This window comes from Caviibacter abscessus (assembly GCF_001517835.1).
GTDB classification, from domain to species: Bacteria; Fusobacteriota; Fusobacteriia; order Fusobacteriales; family Leptotrichiaceae; genus Caviibacter; species Caviibacter abscessus.
Genome location: NZ_LOQG01000036.1, coordinates 59870 through 76997, shown reverse-complemented (window position 1 = coordinate 76997; position 17128 = coordinate 59870). Strand labels below are relative to the sequence as shown.

General features: G+C 26.2%; 16 protein-coding genes. 5 read left to right on the top strand and 11 right to left on the bottom strand.

The genetic code is table 11. From position 1 onward, the window contains the following. Positions 1-2 precede the first annotated feature (2 nt). From AWT63_RS04840 to malQ, 5 genes are read left to right on the top strand one after another with little or no spacing between them, the layout of a single operon-like run. Positions 3-2000 carry a carbohydrate ABC transporter permease gene (locus tag AWT63_RS04840; RefSeq protein ID WP_068268691.1) on the top strand — a complete coding sequence of 666 codons (1998 nt, stop codon included), beginning with the start codon at positions 3-5 and terminating at the stop codon, positions 1998-2000. Then, positions 2000-2887 carry a sugar ABC transporter permease gene (locus tag AWT63_RS04835; RefSeq protein ID WP_068268690.1) on the top strand — a complete coding sequence of 296 codons (888 nt, stop codon included), beginning with the start codon at positions 2000-2002 and terminating at the stop codon, positions 2885-2887. Before AWT63_RS04840 ends, AWT63_RS04835 begins: the two co-directional genes overlap by 1 nt. Before the next feature lie 11 nt (positions 2888-2898). Beyond that, positions 2899-3978: an ABC transporter ATP-binding protein gene (locus AWT63_RS04830; protein WP_068268689.1), complete on the top strand. Its 1080-nt coding sequence runs from the start codon at positions 2899-2901 to the stop codon at positions 3976-3978. 21 nt (positions 3979-3999) lie between these two features. Beyond that, positions 4000-4986 carry a LacI family DNA-binding transcriptional regulator gene (locus AWT63_RS04825; protein WP_068268688.1) on the top strand — a complete coding sequence of 329 codons (987 nt, stop codon included), beginning with the start codon at positions 4000-4002 and terminating at the stop codon, positions 4984-4986. 9 nt (positions 4987-4995) lie between these two features. Continuing rightward, positions 4996-6489: a 4-alpha-glucanotransferase gene (malQ, locus tag AWT63_RS04820; protein ID WP_068268687.1), complete on the top strand. Its 1494-nt coding sequence runs from the start codon at positions 4996-4998 to the stop codon at positions 6487-6489. Between the two features lie 122 nt (positions 6490-6611). Here the strand turns inward: malQ and AWT63_RS04815 are convergent, their stop codons facing one another. The 11 genes from AWT63_RS04815 to AWT63_RS04765 all read right to left on the bottom strand — a co-directional run bounded on the left by AWT63_RS04815 (position 6612) and on the right by AWT63_RS04765 (position 17043). Further along, positions 6612-6893, bottom strand: a complete 282-nt coding sequence (locus AWT63_RS04815; protein WP_068268686.1) for an HU family DNA-binding protein — start codon at positions 6891-6893, stop codon at positions 6612-6614. A gap of 30 nt (positions 6894-6923) precedes the next feature. Further along, complete coding sequence (gene secG / locus AWT63_RS04810; RefSeq protein WP_068268685.1) at positions 6924-7124, bottom strand: preprotein translocase subunit SecG; 201 nt, start codon at positions 7122-7124, stop codon at positions 6924-6926. Between the two features lie 3 nt (positions 7125-7127). After that, positions 7128-7886: a triose-phosphate isomerase gene (tpiA, locus tag AWT63_RS04805; RefSeq protein ID WP_068268684.1), complete on the bottom strand. Its 759-nt coding sequence runs from the start codon at positions 7884-7886 to the stop codon at positions 7128-7130. An 81-nt stretch (positions 7887-7967) separates the two neighbouring features. Continuing rightward, positions 7968-8765, bottom strand: coding sequence for a Cof-type HAD-IIB family hydrolase (locus AWT63_RS04800; RefSeq protein ID WP_082680456.1), 798 nt, complete (start codon positions 8763-8765; stop codon positions 7968-7970). Further along, positions 8758-10014, bottom strand: a complete 1257-nt coding sequence (locus AWT63_RS04795) for a hemolysin family protein (protein ID WP_231723221.1) — start codon at positions 10012-10014, stop codon at positions 8758-8760. The genes AWT63_RS04800 and AWT63_RS04795 overlap by 8 nt, the downstream gene beginning before the upstream one ends. A gap of 116 nt (positions 10015-10130) precedes the next feature. Next, complete coding sequence (locus AWT63_RS04790; protein WP_068268681.1) at positions 10131-12596, bottom strand: glycogen/starch/alpha-glucan phosphorylase; 2466 nt, start codon at positions 12594-12596, stop codon at positions 10131-10133. Positions 12597-12615: 19 nt separating this feature from the next. Next, a complete protein-coding gene (locus tag AWT63_RS04785; protein WP_068268680.1) occupies positions 12616-13692 on the bottom strand; it encodes a hypothetical protein in 1077 nt (358 codons plus the stop codon). Beyond that, positions 13682-15088, bottom strand: a complete 1407-nt coding sequence (locus tag AWT63_RS04780; RefSeq protein WP_068268679.1) for a hypothetical protein — start codon at positions 15086-15088, stop codon at positions 13682-13684. The genes AWT63_RS04785 and AWT63_RS04780 overlap by 11 nt, the downstream gene beginning before the upstream one ends. Before the next feature lie 9 nt (positions 15089-15097). Next, entirely contained in the window at positions 15098-15931 is an 834-nt protein-coding gene (locus tag AWT63_RS04775; RefSeq protein ID WP_068268678.1) for a phosphatidate cytidylyltransferase, read from the bottom strand. Beyond that, positions 15921-16613 carry a polyprenyl diphosphate synthase gene (gene uppS, locus AWT63_RS04770; protein ID WP_068268677.1) on the bottom strand — a complete coding sequence of 231 codons (693 nt, stop codon included), beginning with the start codon at positions 16611-16613 and terminating at the stop codon, positions 15921-15923. The genes AWT63_RS04775 and uppS overlap by 11 nt, the downstream gene beginning before the upstream one ends. Further along, positions 16606-17043 carry an NUDIX hydrolase gene (locus AWT63_RS04765; RefSeq protein WP_068268676.1) on the bottom strand — a complete coding sequence of 146 codons (438 nt, stop codon included), beginning with the start codon at positions 17041-17043 and terminating at the stop codon, positions 16606-16608. The genes uppS and AWT63_RS04765 overlap by 8 nt, the downstream gene beginning before the upstream one ends. Positions 17044-17128 lie beyond the last annotated feature (85 nt).

The window sequence follows — 17128 nt, the reverse complement described above, 5'->3', positions numbered from 1 at the left end:
CGATGATTAGTGAAAAATTATTTGACAGCTATGACATTGAACACGAGAGAAAAAACTTACATCTAAAAGCTAAGGCTTCCGGTGGACAAGACTTGGATTATTTGAAAAAATTAGACGAGTTTTTGAAAAAAGAAAAAGAGTTCAATGATAAATTAAAAAATTTCAAAATAGAAGTTAATGAAGAAACTGGTATATTAAGAAAACTTGCTATAAGACAAGAACTTGCCAAGAAAAAATATGACTTCTATAAAGATTATGTTGAACTTAGTTATGATGCTAAGTATTACTTTGAAGTAAGCTATCTTGAAATGACTAGAATTGGTGAGATTATTTCAAAACATAAAGCTATTAGAGAGACACTTATAAAAATCAATGAGGCTTCAAAAAATATAAAAACTCATATAGAAAACCAAAAACAAAAAGAATATCAAGATGCAATAGCTGAAAAGAAAATACAATTACAAAAAGGTATTGAAGATTTAAAGGCTAAAAAAGAAGAAGGCATTATTTCAGGCAAAGCTTATTCAAATGCTGTAAAAATGCTAAAAAGAGGAATAAAAGATGAACTTGAAATAGTTAAGCTGGCAATACCTAGTGTTGCGTTAAAAAGCGAAAAAAGAAGTTTAGAATACTCTTTAAAACACGATATTAAATCAGATATAAGCATTTTAGAATACGATATTTCAGATATTAGAAGAAGAACTCCTGTAGAAGTTGAAGGTGTAAATAAGGCATTACCTTACTTAACATTACCTATACCAGGACTTGGTCAATTTTTAAATGGTCAATATTTTAAAGCATTGATGGCATTTATAGGAACTTTATTCATTTATTTAGCAGCTATACCTTATGCACTTGGATTTGGGAATTATCAAGGTAAAGGGTTATATGGGCTTTATACTTTAGCACAAAATGGTAAAAAACTTGATAAATCTATGATATTTATGATTGAAGGTATAATTGCCATAATTTTAGTATGTATAGTAGTTGCGATTTTTTACTTATCATTTTATGATGTAAAAAAGGTTTTAAATGATAAATTAAAAGGTGTAAGACCTAGAGTTTTCTTTGAAACAATAGAAAATTTAAAAGAAGAAGGATTACCATATATAGTTGCAACAATTGCATTTATATTAATACTATTTATAGTAATTGTTCCAATAATGACAACAATATTCTTATCATTTACAGGAATGGATCCAAATCATCAATCAAAATTTGGTTGGTTAGGTCTTAATAATTATAAATTATTATTAAAAGGACAAGGAATTGCTGGAGGACCATTCTGGTTAATTATAGGTTGGACATTGATATGGACTTTCGGTGCAACATCACTTGCAGTATTTGTAGGATTTATGTTAGCAATAATTGCAAATAATGAAAGAATAAAAGGTAAGGCTATATTTAGAACAATATATCTTCTACCTTGGGCAGTACCTGCATTTATCACAATTATGTTCTTTAGTATAATGGCTTCATCAACAGGATCTATTACAAGAATATTACATATTATAACAGGAACAGATATACTGATAAAACAAAGTCCAACATATACAAGAATATTCTTGATATTAATGCAAACATGGCTTGGAAGTTCATATGTTTTCTTATTATCAACAGGAGTTTTACAAGCAATACCAAATGACTTGTATGAAGCAGCAGACATGGACGGAGCAACAAATTATCAAAGGCTTACTAAAATAACTGTGCCATTAGTATTGTTTCAAACATCACCTCTTTTAGTTGGTCAATATACATTTAATTTTAATAATTTCTCTGCTATTTACCTATTTAACAGTGGTGGTCCATTCTTACCATCTAAATATGGAAATATAGCAGGATCTACTGATTTATTGATTTCATATATATATAAACTTACAATAGAAAATAGATATCAAGCAGCAGGATCAGCAATTACAATATTTATATCAATAGGACTTATGATAGTAGCTTTTATAGGTTATAAAAATTCTAAGGCATTTAAGGAGGAAAAACTATAATGAAAAAGAAAAATAATAATTTATACTTATCAGATAAACCACCTTTAACACTTGTAGGAAAAATTAACCTAGCTATAAGTTATATACTACTAATTTCTTGGGCTATACTTATAATAGTACCTCTAATTGAAATGGTATTATCATCATTTAATGGGGCACAAGAACAAAATATAATATTAAATGGTAAATTTATGTTTTCATTAAAACATTTTAAATATTTATTTACAAAAACTCTATATTTAAGATGGGTTGTTAATACTTTATATATTGCGTTTTCAACAGCCTTTTTAACATTACTTGTAGTATCATTTACAGGTTATGTTTATTCAAGATTTAGATTTAAAGGTAGAAAACAATCTCTTATGGCAATAATGTTAATACAAGTTATACCTGCATTTGGAGGAATAGTTGCTTACTTTACTATGCACCAAATAATAACTTCAATATTTCCATTTTTCACAAGACAAATGACATTAATATTGATATATGCAATAGGTGGTATAGCAGGAAATACTTTCATATTAAAAGGATATATAGATTCTATATCAACAGAATTAGATGAAGCTGCAAAAATTGATGGTTGTTCAAATATGCAAATATATAGACTTATAGTAATGCCTATTGCAAGACCAATGCTTGCAATTATAGCATTATGGTCATTCATAGGTCCATTTATGGATTACTTACTACCGAAAGTATTACTTACTAATCCAAAAAGTTATACACTTGCAGCAGGTTTATTCACACTTATTACAGACCAAAGAACAATGAATCAACCGGCATTCGCAGCAGGAGGACTGCTAACAGCAATACCTATTGTTTTACTATTTGCAGTATTACAAAAAGAACTAGTATCAGGACTTGCGTCAGGTTCAGTTAAAGGATAGAGGGAGATAAGATGAAAGTAGAATTAAAAAATATTGGTAAAAAGTATGAAGGAAGAGAAAACTTTACAATAAGAAATATTAATTTAGAAATAAATGATAAAGATTTTTGTGTAATACTTGGATCATCAGGTTGTGGAAAAAGTACATTACTTAGAATGATAGCTGGACTTAATTCAATAACTGAAGGTGAATTAGTATTTGGAGATAGAGTGGTAAATAAACTTGCACCAAAAGATAGAAATATTGCAATGGTGTTCCAAAGTTACGCACTATATCCACATATGACAGTTTATGATAATATGGCATTCTCACTTATGATGAGAAAAATAGATAAAAAATTAATTCATGATAGAGTATTAGAAGCTGCAAAAATATTAAAAATAACAGATTATCTATACTCAAAACCTTCAGATATATCAGGAGGACAAAGACAAAGGGTTGCACTTGGGCGTGCTATTGTTAGAAAACCTGATATATTCTTAATGGATGAACCATTATCAAATCTTGATGCAAAACTTCGTGAACACATGAGAGTTGAGCTTGTAAGAATACATCAAAATTTAGGAACAACAACTATTTATGTAACACATGATCAAACAGAAGCTATGACTATGGCAACTAAAATTGTGTTATTAGATAAAGGTGTAATACAACAAGTAGGTAAACCGGAAGATTTCTATAATAGACCAGCAAATTTATTTGTTGCTAAATTTATAGGATCACCTACAATGAATATTATTGAAGGTAAAATTGAAAATGGTTTATTTGTAAGCACAAGTGGAGAAGTTAAAATAGATGCTTATGGTGAAATGAAAGAAAAACTTTCACAATATGAAGGGCAAAATGTAACAGTGGGAATAAGAAGTGAAAGATTCTCATCAGAACAATCAGATATTAATGGATTTGCAGCAAAAATAGATGTAATAGAAATGTTAGGAAAAGAAAAAGCCTTATATGTAAAACTTCAAGATGGAAAACAATTAATAATAACAGTTCCAAGTTATTATGAGTATGAAGTAGGTCAAGTACATAACTTTAAATTTGATGTAGATGGATTACATTTCTTTGATTCAGAAGGTAATAGAATATAAAAGAATGGGGATGTATAACAATTGAAAAGAGTAACAATATCCGATGTTGCCAAAAGAGCTAATGTAAGTATAGCAACTGTTTCAAGAGTAATGTCGAATAGTTCTGTAATTAGTGAATCTACAAAAAAAATTGTAAGACAAGCTATTGAAGAATTGAAATACATTCCAAATTCAATAGCACAAAGCTTGACAAACAGTAATACAAATATTATAGGGATAGTACTTAATTCACAAGATATCGATCCTTTATCAAACAACTTTTTTTCTGAAATAATTAGTAATATAAGCGATAAATTACTTGAAAGTGGATATTACACATTATATATTCATTGTAGCAACAGCGAAAAAGAGATGAATAATATACAAGCCCTGGTTAATAGTAATAGGGTTGATGGATTGATATTTTTAAGAGCATATGAAGATGAGACATTATTTAAGTATTTAAAAGATGTTGATTTTCCATTTGTAATAATAGGAACTCCTAAAAAAATAAATAATTATCTTTGGGTAGATAATGATAATATAAAAACTAGCTACTATATAACAAAGAAAATGATAGAAGAAGGAAGAAGAAAGATATGCTTTTTAGGAGGACCGCAATCTCTTAATGTTACTAAATTTAGATATTGTGGTTATGAAAAAGCATTACATGAATATAGGATTAATGTGATGAAATCAAATGTTCTTGAGTCTACTTTTAATGAAGAGTATGCATATAATCTAATAGAGGAGTTTATAGAACATAAAAAAGTTGATGCAATAATTACAACGGATGATGTGTTTGCAATAGCCGCAACTAAAGTATTACAGGACAAAGGTTTTGGCAATGTAAAAGTAACGGGATATAATAACACTTCACTTAGAAAGTATGGAAGATACAAATTTATGACTGTTGATATAAATGTAAAAGAACTGGGTTCAGCTGCTTGTAAGCTTTTAATAAATAAGCTTAAAAAAGTAGAAAATAAAATCAACTTTAGCATAATTGAAACAAACATAATAGAATAGGAGATTTTAATGGATAAAGAATATGATTACAAAGCAATAAATACAGAAAGAAAAAGTGGAGTTATAATGCACATAAGTTCACTACCGTCAAAATATGGAATAGGGACTTTTGGAGAACAAGCCTATAAATTTTGCGATTTCTTAGTAAAAACTGGTTTACATTATTGGCAAATATTACCTATAGGACCAACAGGATACGGAGATTCACCTTATCAATCATTTTCATCATTTGCAGGAAACCCTTATTTTATTGATTTAGATTTATTAGCTAAAGAAGGGCTTTTAAAAGAAGAAGAATATAAAGATATTTATTTTGGAAATGATACAAGTAGAGTTGATTATGGAACATTATACAATAATAGATTACCAATACTAAAAAAAGCATATAGTAGATTTGAAGATTATAAATCACTTGAAATTTTTGTTAAAGAAAATGAAGATTGGATTTGTGACTATGCTTTATTTATGTCAATAAAAAATCACTTAGGAGGTAATCCTTGGGATACTTGGCCTTGTGATATAAAAAATAGAAAAGATGAAGCAATAAAAGAATATACTGAAAAATTAAAAGATGAAATAAATTATGAATATTTTGTTCAATATATGTTTTACAAGCAATATAATGAATTAAAAAAATATGTAAATAGTAAAGGTATTCAAATAATAGGAGATTTACCAATTTATTGTTCATATGATTCAGTTGATGTATGGGCAAATAAAGAACAATTTTTAGATGATAAAGTTGGAGGATGTCCACCTGATGGATTTTCAGAAGGAGGACAATTATGGGGAAATCCGATATATAATTGGGAATACATGAAAAATGATGGTTATAAATGGTGGGTAAATAGAGTTGAAAAAACTTTAAAACTATTTGATATAACTAGAATAGATCATTTCCGTGGATTTGAAGCTTATTGGTCGATACCTAAAGGAGATATAGATGCTAAAAGAGGAGAATGGGTAAAAGGTCCGGGATATGAACTTTTCAAAAAGATAAAAGAAGAACTTGGAGATATAAAAATAATTGCAGAAGATCTAGGTTATACTACTAAAGAAGTAGTTGAATTTAGAGAACAAACTGGTTTTCCTGGAATGAAAATGATGCAATTTGCATATGATCCAAATAATGAAAGTGATTTTTTACCTCACAACATTGAAAGAAACTGGGCAGCATATGCTAGCACACATGATAGTGATACTGTTAAAGGTTGGTTTGATAATAAACAAGGTTCAGTAGAACTTGATTTTGCAATTGATTATCTAAAATTAACAAAAGAAGAAGGATATGTATGGGGCTTTATTAGAGGAGCTTGGAGTAGTGTAGCCAATATTGCTATAACTCAAATACAAGATTTCTTAGAATTAGATAATTCATCACGTATGAATATTCCTGCAACTTTAGGAAACTGGAGTTGGAGAATAGACGGTTCATTACTTACTGATGAAGTAGCCCAAAAGATTAGAAAAATAAATAAACTTTATTCAAGAGAAAGACATTAATAAAAAAAATTTGACCGCTAAATCTAGAGGTCAATTTTTTTATGACAAAGTATCAATTTTAAGAATTTTTTTGATTGAGATTATAAAAAAGAAAGTTGTAATTTAACAACTTTCCAATATTATTATTTAGTGTTAGCAACTGCGTCAGCTAATTTTTTACCAGCTTTGAATTTAACAATTTTTTTCGCAGGTATGCTGATTACTGAACCATCTTTAGGGTTTCTACCATTTCTAGCTTCTTTAATTTTAGTAGAGAATGATCCCCAACCTACAAATTGAACGTCTCTATCTTCTAATAAATTTTCTTCTATTAAATTTAAGAAGTGATTTAATAATTCTTCAGATCTCTTTTTATTTTCTCCTGATTTAGCTGCGAAAGCTTCAATAAATTCTTTTTTTGACATTTTCTCTAACCTCCTATAAAATATAACTAATTATCTGATAACATTGTAAATAACTGCCGAGACTAGAAATAGAACTGCTACATATTCCGTAAATTTTTCAATTCCATCTTTTTCTTGGTCCAGCACACTTTCTGTTTTAGCAACAGTTTGGCTTTTATCAGGTTGAAGTAATATTACAACTACAAGTATAACTGAGAGTAATATCATAAATATAACTAATAAACTTTTCATGAATTAGCCCTCCTGTCCGGCTAATATTAATTCTTTAAATGAATTAGGTGTAAGACTTGCACCACCTATTAAACCACCGTCAATATCTTCTTGTTTTAATAATTCAACAACATTTTCAGGTTTCATTGAACCACCATATTGAATAGTAATTTCATCGGCAACTTCTTTTGAATAAAGAGAAATTAATAATTCTCTTATAAATTTATGAACTTCTTGAGCCATTTCAGGAGTAGCAGTTTTACCTGTACCTATTGCCCAAACAGGTTCATAAGCAATAACAACGTTTTTAGCTTCATCAGCTGTAACATTTTCCAGTCCACCTAATAATTGAGTTTTTATAATATCATTAGTAATATTACTTTCTCTTTCTTCCAATTTTTCACCAATACATAAAATTGGTTTTAAATTGTGAGCTAAAGCAGATTTTACTTTTTGGTTAATAAATTTATCACATTCTTTATAATATTCTCTTCTTTCTGAATGTCCAAGAATTACATAATCAACACCTAAATCTTTTAACATAAGAGGTGAAATTTCACCAGTATATGCACCTGATTCATTTGGATTCATGTTTTGTGCTGCTATGCTTATTATACTTCCTTTAGTTGCTTCAATTGCTGCGGGTATTGATGTAAAAGGAACACCAACTACAACATTAGCTTTAATATTAGTAATTAATGGTAATAGTTCATTAAAAAAAGTTTTGGTTTCTGAACTCGTTTTATTCATTTTCCAATTTCCTGCTATAATAATTTTTCTCATTTTTTTCCTCCATTAAAATAGCTTTTATTTACATAGTGTAATATTATCATAAAAATAGTATAATTGCAAGATTTTTAAGTACTATAAATATTTTTTTATAACATCTTCAAGTATATTTTCATTATGATTTACTGATACATATTTACATATTTTTTTTATATCATCTAAAGCATTTCCGGCTGCAACAGAAAGACCGGCAAGCTTAAGCATATCTAAATCATTATATGAGTCTCCACATGCAATTATTTCACTTGCATCTATGTTTAATATGTCGCATAAATACTTAATTGTATTACCTTTATTTACATTTATATTAGTAATTTCTAAAAAGTGTGGATTAGATATTGATAGATAATATTTATCTCCAACAATTGTTTTTAATTTTAAATAAAGTTCTTTTATTTTTTCAGGATGTGCAATTATCATGCATTTCATTGTCTTAGTAAAATCAATTGATGATAAGTCCAAAATTTGTTTTGTCTTAAAATTAGTACATTCAACTTCAAGATCAATGTACTCTGTGTATTTATTGTATAAAATTACATCATCGTTATATGTTATAATTGATACATTGTACTCATTAGCTTTATCAAATAGAAAAAAGATATCTTCTTTATTAAGACCTAGAGAAAATATTGTTTCATTTGTTTTGCAATCAGTTATAGCAGCACCGTTGTATGATATTATATATCCACCAAATTTTTCAAGTTGTAGTTGATTTGCAAAATCATTCATAGCAAAAGTTGGTCTTCCACTTGCAAGTACAAATTTTATTCCTTTTTCTTGGGCTTTAATTATACTTTTCATATTTTCCGGTGATATGTTTTTTTGTGATGTAAGTAATGTATCATCCATATCGGTAGCAATTAATTTATACATTATTTTCCTCTTTTCTTGTTATAATGATTTTTTGTATTTTTTTATTTTTTACTTTTTGTATTTTAAAACAGGTATTGTCAATGATAATTTCATCAATACGTTGATTGTCATCAGGAATAAAGCCTAATTTTTCAATTAAAAGTCCACCTACAGAATCATAATAATCAGAATCAAAGTTTGTTTTAAAAAAATCATTTAAATCACTAATTGATAATTCAGCACTGATTAAATATTTATTTTTACCTATTTCTGTTATATCATGAACTTCTTTATCATATTCATCTGTTATTTCTCCAACAACTTCTTCAATTAAATCTTCTAATGTTACTATACCTGAAACTCCGCCATATTCATCAATTAATATTGCAAGATGTTTATTTTGTTTTTTCATTTCAATAAATAAAGAACTTATTTTTTTTGTATCAGGAACAAAATATGCTTCTTTTATTATACTTTCCACTGTGTCTTTAGAATCTCTTGATATTTTTATTAAATCTTTAGTGTGAAGTATACCTATTATATTATCAAGATTATTATCATATACAGGTATTCTTGAATATCTTGTTATATCATCCATATCAAATAGTTTATATATAGGTGTATCATTTGGAATTGCGTATATACTTGGTCTTGGAATCATTACTTCTCTTGCAAATTTTTCATCAAATTCTATTATATTTTCAAGCATCTCTTTTTCATTTTCTTCAAGAGAACCTGAATTAATAACTGCAAGTATTTCTTCTTTTGATATATCATCTTGTGATTTTGATTTTTTCTGTCCAAAAAGACATACAACCATATTTGTTGAAATTGTAAGTATTGCTATAATAGGTGTAAAAATTATAGATATAAATGTGATTATTCCTGCAACTTTAAGTGAAATTTTATATGAGTTTTGCATACCAATTCTTTTTGGAACAAGCTCACCTAATATTAATGTTATGTATGATAATAAAATAGTAATAATAAATACCGATAGTTGTCTTGTATATGGAATATTTAAATTTTCCAAAATTAAATGTAACTTATCTGAAATGCTTATGGCAGCACTTGCAGATGCTAAAAATCCAGATAATGTTATTGCAACTTGTATAGTTGAAAGCATTTTACTTGGTGAATCTATTAATTTTTGCAACCTTATTGCTCTTATATCCTTATTTTCAATTAAAACTTTAAGTTTACTTTTATTGACTGATACTATCGCTATTTCCGCACAAGAAAAAAATCCGTTAATACAGATTAATATCAAAATAAATAGTATCTGCGGCAAAATATCCAATTTTATTCCTCCGTTTTTTTTATAAGTATTCTAGCATATTTTTATAAAAAAGACTAACTCATTAATGAATTAGTCTTTTACATTTATTATTTAATGTAATTTTTAACTTCGTATGGTTTAATGTTCCATATTTCTTTAGCATATTCTTCAATTGTTCTGTCTGAAGTAAATTTACCTGAATTTGCTATATTTTTAAGCATCATCTTAGCCCATTTAGTTTTATCTTTAAAAGCTTTAGATGCTTTTTGTTGAGCTTCTCTGTATTGTGCGAAGTCTTTTAATACGAAATAAGTATCAGGTCTATTTCCGTCAACACCATATAATAATGAGTTACTTAATTCTTTAAATAGTCCTGTATGATTATCATCATAAGTACCATCAGTTAATTGGTCTATAACTTCTTTAAGTCCTTCAACAACGTGGTATTCTTCCATAGGATTGTATTTACCCCATTCTTCAAGTCTTTGAACTTCATCAGAACTTAATCCGAATATAAACTCATTTTCAATTCCAGCTTCTTGAACTATTTCTATGTTTGCACCGTCCATTGTACCTATTGTCATAGCACCATTTAACATAAATTTCATATTTCCTGTACCTGAAGCTTCTTTACTTGCTGTTGAAATTTGTTCTGATAAGTCAGCAGCAGGGAATATTTTTTCAGCTAATGATACACGATAATTTTCTAAGAATACAACTTTAATTTTACCATTTATACTTGCATCGTTGTTTATAGTTTGAGCTACTGTATTTATTAATTTTATGATACCTTTAGCTCTTCTATATCCAGGAGCTGATTTCCCTGCGAATATAAATGTTTTAGGTTCTATGTCAAGTAATGGATTTTCTTTTAATTTATTATATAAATTCATGATATGTAAGACGTTAAGTAATTGTCTCTTATATTCATGTAATCTTTTAACTTGTATGTCAAATATAGAGTTAGGATCTACTTCAACACCTGTTGTATCTAAAATATATTTAGCAAGTTTTTTCTTATTATTTAATTTAATTTCTAATAAATTGTTCAATACTTTTTCATCATCAATATATTTTTCTAATTTTTTAAGTTCTGATAAATCAGTTATCCATTTATCTCCAATAAGACTAGTTATGTATTCTGCTAACTCAGGATTTGCTTTAAGAAGCCATCTTCTTTGAGTAACACCGTTAGTTTTATTTAAGAATTTTTCTGGATATAAATCATACCAGTCTTTTAATTCTTGATGTTTTAAAATTTCTGTATGAAGCTCTGCAACACCGTTTACTTGATGAGAACCAACAATTGCAAGCCAAGCCATTTTAACTTGTCCATTTGCTATTATACTCATTCTGTTTATTCTGTCATAGTCATTACTATATTTTTCTTTTAATTCATTTACAAATCTTCTGTTTATTTCTTCAATGATTTGGTAAATTCTTGGAAGTAAAGGTTGAATTAATGAGATATCCCATTTTTCAAGAGCTTCCGACAAAATAGTATGGTTAGTGTATGCAAATACATTTTTTGATATTTCCCAAGCTTCATCCCAACTTAATTTTTCTTGGTCTAAGAAAATTCTCATAAGTTCAGGTATTCCTACAACAGGGTGAGTATCGTTTAATTGTACTGCAACTTTGTCAGCAAATTTATCAAAATTATTTCCATAAATTGCCTTATATCTTCTAACTATATCTTGTAATGAAGCTGATGTAAAGAAGTATTGTTGTTTAAGTCTAAGCCATTTCCCGCTTCTTTCAGTATCATTTGGATATAGAACTTTTGAAATATCTTCAGCTTCTACAGCTTTTTCAGAAGCAGCCATATATCTTTGAGCATTAAATAATTGTAAATCAAATCCTTCAGGTGATCTTGCTTCCCAAAGTCTTAATGTATTTACAACTCCATTTCCGTAACCTATTATAGGTACATCGTAAGCAATAGCTTTAACATTTTCTGTATTTACTCTTTTATAATATTCTTTTCCTACTTCATCTTTATGTATTTCAATTTGTCCACCAAATTTAATTTCAAATGTTCTATCAAGTCTTATAATAGACCAAGGAGTACCATATTTTGTCCAGTCATCAGGATATTCAACTTGAAAACCATTTTCAATTTTTTGTTCAAACATACCATATTTGTATCTTAAACCATATCCATGTCCTGGTAAGCTTAATGTTGCAAGTGAATCTAGAAAGCAAGCAGCCAATCTACCAAGACCACCATTTCCAAGTCCTGCATCCATTTCATTATCTTCAAGTTTGTCAATATCTACATTCAGTTCAGATAAAACTTCTTTAACAATTTTATCATATTGAAGATTTATTAAATTATTACTTAAATATCTACCCATTAAAAATTCTGCCGACAAATAATACATTTGTTTAACTTTATCTTGTGCTTGTGATTTCTTGCAGTTGTACCATTTTTCAACAATATCGTCCATTGTAGCTCTAGCAACGGCGTAATAAATTTCATATTCATGAGCTTCATCTACAGTTTTACCATATTGTCTTCTTAATGCAAGTTCAACTTTTTCCTTTAGTTGATCTTTTGTAATCGTTTGCATAATTCCTCCATTTAAAAATTTAGTAAACTATTTCACTAAATTCAGTATTATATCTTTTTCTCAAATATTTTAACATTTGTAAACCATAAAAGTCAATATTACCATAATATAAAATCTCTGAAATAGTCTTATCTATTAAGATATATTCAATTATTTTTTTTATTTTTGTTATATTATTTTTTGTAATACCATTGGGTAAAAATATCTTAGATTCTCTGTCACTAATTTTTTTAAGAAGTATTAAATTTATGTTTTCATTTTTTAAATTTAAAAGTTTATTTATTATATGTATCTGATTTTTAGCTTCAACATAAGTATCATAAAAATCCTTATAATGAATTAAATCAATGAAATTAAGAGTGTTAATCATTATACAAGAATGTTCATTTATTTTTTCATTTATGAAAAATTTAATATTATATATATTATTTTCATTATTAACTTTAAATAGTGTATATTTTATTATAGCATCATCTATTTTTTTTAGATTTTCAAAAATTTCTTGTACATTTATACTATTATCTACTTTATAGTCTAAAATAAAGTAATTATATGAATCATCATCTAATGAAATGGGTATATAATTATATGGCTTTCCATATTCTCTAAGATGATTAAGTATATTTTTTCTTGATAAATAAAAATAAGGGACACTTGTATCAAGTGTTATTTTAATATAGTAATAAGTTTTATCTTTGTTTTTAATGTATAAATCATTTGAAAATTTTTTATCGTAATCAATTAATTCGCTTTCAATTTTTTTTATTTTACTATTATCTTGTTTTATCCCGATATCTTTGTAACTTGAGTAGAGTTGTTCTATTTTTGATAATACGGAAAATAAGTCATACTTAAATTCAAAAAACAAAAATTTATTTCTATCAATATTTAAAAATATCTTTTTTATGTTACTTAATAAATCAATATCATGTATATTGGTTAATGAAAATGTGTCATTTTCAAGTTTATTTATCTTTTTTATACATATTTGAAAATCAATTTCTTCAGGATTTACAATTTTTAGTAAAAAGTCTGATATTTCACGTATTATTTTTATATCATTTTCTAAAATAGAATCAAAATTATTAGTTTTCATATTTTACACCTTTTTGTAAATATTTATTAAAATCTATGATATATGCTCTTTTATTATCCTTTAAAAGACAATCTCCTATGTACATGTTTGAATCAACTTGAAGAGGTCTAACAAATATTTGTTCTTGATACAAAAGATCATCTGTTAAAAATACATGTCTTTGATTTTTTATAACAACAGTAAGTGCTTTTATAGCTTCATTGTACATATTAATAATTGGAAGTTCAGCTTCTTTATTTTTATAATACATAAAATTGTTAGTTGTAAAAGTATTAGTTATAAAAAAGTCTGAAATATCTTCTATACACTTTGTTTCAATAGCATAATAGTTTTCTTTAATTTTAACAATAGTTGCATTAAGTATTAAAAATTGTAACGGTATTTTGGCAACATATGTAATTTCATCATTTTCGTTGCGTCTTATATACATTTTACCGTTTAAATTTTTAGAAGTGTTATAAAAATTAAGAAGAGCTAGTTCTCTTTCTTTTATTTCGTAATCTTTAGAAGAAGCTAAAAAATCATTTGTAAACATCATATTGTATATTTCATTTTTTGAATAAACATTACTTTCTTCAATAATTTTTTGTTCCAAAAATCTTTCTATTATTTTATTGTAATTTAATTTATGATTATGAGCACTTATTTCTATTTTTAATTGATTAAATTCTTGCTTTAATAGTAAATATATGTTAAATACATTATTTTTAGAGTAATTAAGTTCAATATTTTTTCTGTCAACTTCAGCTAAAATTATATTATAAATCACATCTATTAATGCTGATTTTATGTTGAAAAATAGGATTTTATCAAGTTTTAAATCAACAATTTTAAAATTTAATTTTAAATCTAAACCAAATAATTGACCGTATTCTTTTAATGTTTTATCCATTTTATTTAATTGTTCTTCTAAGTCAACAATTCTAAGATTTACAGTTTCCTTTTTTAAAAAATATTTAGTTAGAGAAAGCTCTTTTAATAATTTAGAGTATTTTTCTTTTTTTTCTTCATCTAAATATTTTGTCATTTCTTGAAATTCTTTTCTTATAAAAAACAATTTATCTATACTGTTTACTAATTTATCAATTTGTTTTGTGTTTATAACAATATCTTCGTTATTTTTCAAATTGTTTTCAACAGTAATATTAAATTTATCTATAAAGTTATATGTCTCTAAAAAAAGGGATATATCTTTTTGATTTTTTGCATTTATATGATAATTTAAATAACAGTTAAGTTTTAACTCATTGTAGTATTCAATAGAATTGTTTTCATAAAATATGAAATTTTCATCTAAAACATCAAACTTTTCATTAAATGTATCAATAAATTCCATTACTTTATTATTAGATAAATCAATATCTTTTTTTAAAAATATCTTTATTTTATAATTCATTTATTTCACCTAATTTACAAAGAGTTTAAAAATATAAAAAGCAAAAGGTAGAACAAATAAAGCACTGTCAAATCTATCTAAAAAACCACCATGCCCTAATAAAATTTTACCACTGTCTTTTATACCAAATTCTCTTTTTAATTTTGATTCAAATAGATCACCTAGAACTGCTAAAGCAGTAACTATAAAAGCAAATATTATCATTTCATATTTTGAATCAAAGATTTTAACTTTTAGCACAGGTGTATTTATTATTTTAGAAATTAATATTGAAGCGTAATAAAGGATGTGTTCATAACTAAAACAAAGTAATAAAGTTCCCAGAAAACCACCTAAAAGACCTTCTATTGATTTATTAGGAGATATTCTTGAAAATTTATGTTTTCCAAGTGTCATACCGAAAATATATGCGAATGTATCACAAACCCATATTAAGCAAAATACAAAAAGAAGTAGTGCTCCACCATTTTCTAATTGTTTAATTTTAATTGTGTAAGTAAAAGAAAAGGCTATGTATAAAATACCAAAAAAAGTAAAAGATAATTTCTCAATAGCTTTTTCTATTTTATTTGTACTTATTTGAAGAACCGCTAATATTAAAGCGGAAAATATTAAAAGTAGCACCGGATTTTTTCTATAATAAACAAATATAGGAATTAAAAATCCTACAAGTATACCGTAATAATCATATACTGCAATGGATTTTCTTTTAAACATCTCGTATAATTCAAATAACGAAAAAACTATAATAACTTCGGTAAATATTAAAATTGATATATTTGTACTTAAAAAACTATATATTAAAAATGGTATAAAAATAAATAAAAAAGTTCTATTTAACATTTAATCCTCCATATCTTCTATCTTTTTTTGAGTAATATTCTATTGCCTTTTTTAGTTCATCTTTATTAAAATCAGGCCACAATACATCAGTGAAATATAGTTCACTATATGAGATTTGCCAAAGTAAAAAATTACTTATTCTAGTTTCTCCGCCTGTTCTAATAACTAAATCAGGATCAGGAATTTTAGGAGAATAAAGATAATTTTGAAATTCATAAGTATCAATAAATTCTTTTTTATCCTTTATTATCTTATTTATTGCCTCTATAATTTCTTGTCTTCCACCATAATTAAAGCAAATATTAAAAACCATTTTTTTGTTGTTTTTTAAATACTCGCAAGTTTCATTTATTTTATTTAATAATTTATCAGGAATCATATTTGTAGAACCTGAAACAACTAATTTTACATTTTTATCCATTAGATCATTTTTTTTATTTTCCAGATATGAATAAAATAGTTTTAATATAGTTGATACTTCTATTGATGACCTTTTCCAATTTTCTGTTGAGAAAGCATAGACTGAAAGATAAGATATTCCTAATTCAAGACAATCTTTTATTGTATTTTCTAAAACTTGTGCTCCAATTTTATGCCCATAACTTCTACTACCGTTATACTGTTTTCCCCAACGACCATTTCCGTCCATAATAATAGCGATGTGCTTTGGTATATTATCCATTATTTTCCTCCGAAAGAAGAGATATTAAATAATTTTTAACTTCTAAGGGTCTAATATCTAATTTTATTATTTCTTCTTTTGTAAACATATTAAAAATTTGATTATCTTGACTATAGTTATCTAAATTTTTCAGACTTTTAATATTTATAATGTATAAAAAAAGATATTCGTGATAATTATTTCCATTTCTTGAAAAAAAGTTTTCTAAAATATATGGTTTTGATATTATTTCAATATGTTCATTTGTTTCTTCAAAATATTCTCTTATCAAAGCGTTACTACTTGATTCACCAAGTTTTATTCTTCCTCCGGGTAAGTTATAAAAAGTAGAGTCTTTATGTCTATTAAATAGCACTTTATTATTCTTTATATAAATACCGGCAACTCTGACATTTAAAGTTATATCATTAAATTTAAAATTAATATCCAATTTTATCTCCCCTTTTAATATGAATTATATCAAAAAAACATGGTCTTTACCATGAAAATTTAGAGATAAAATACAAAAGAATATG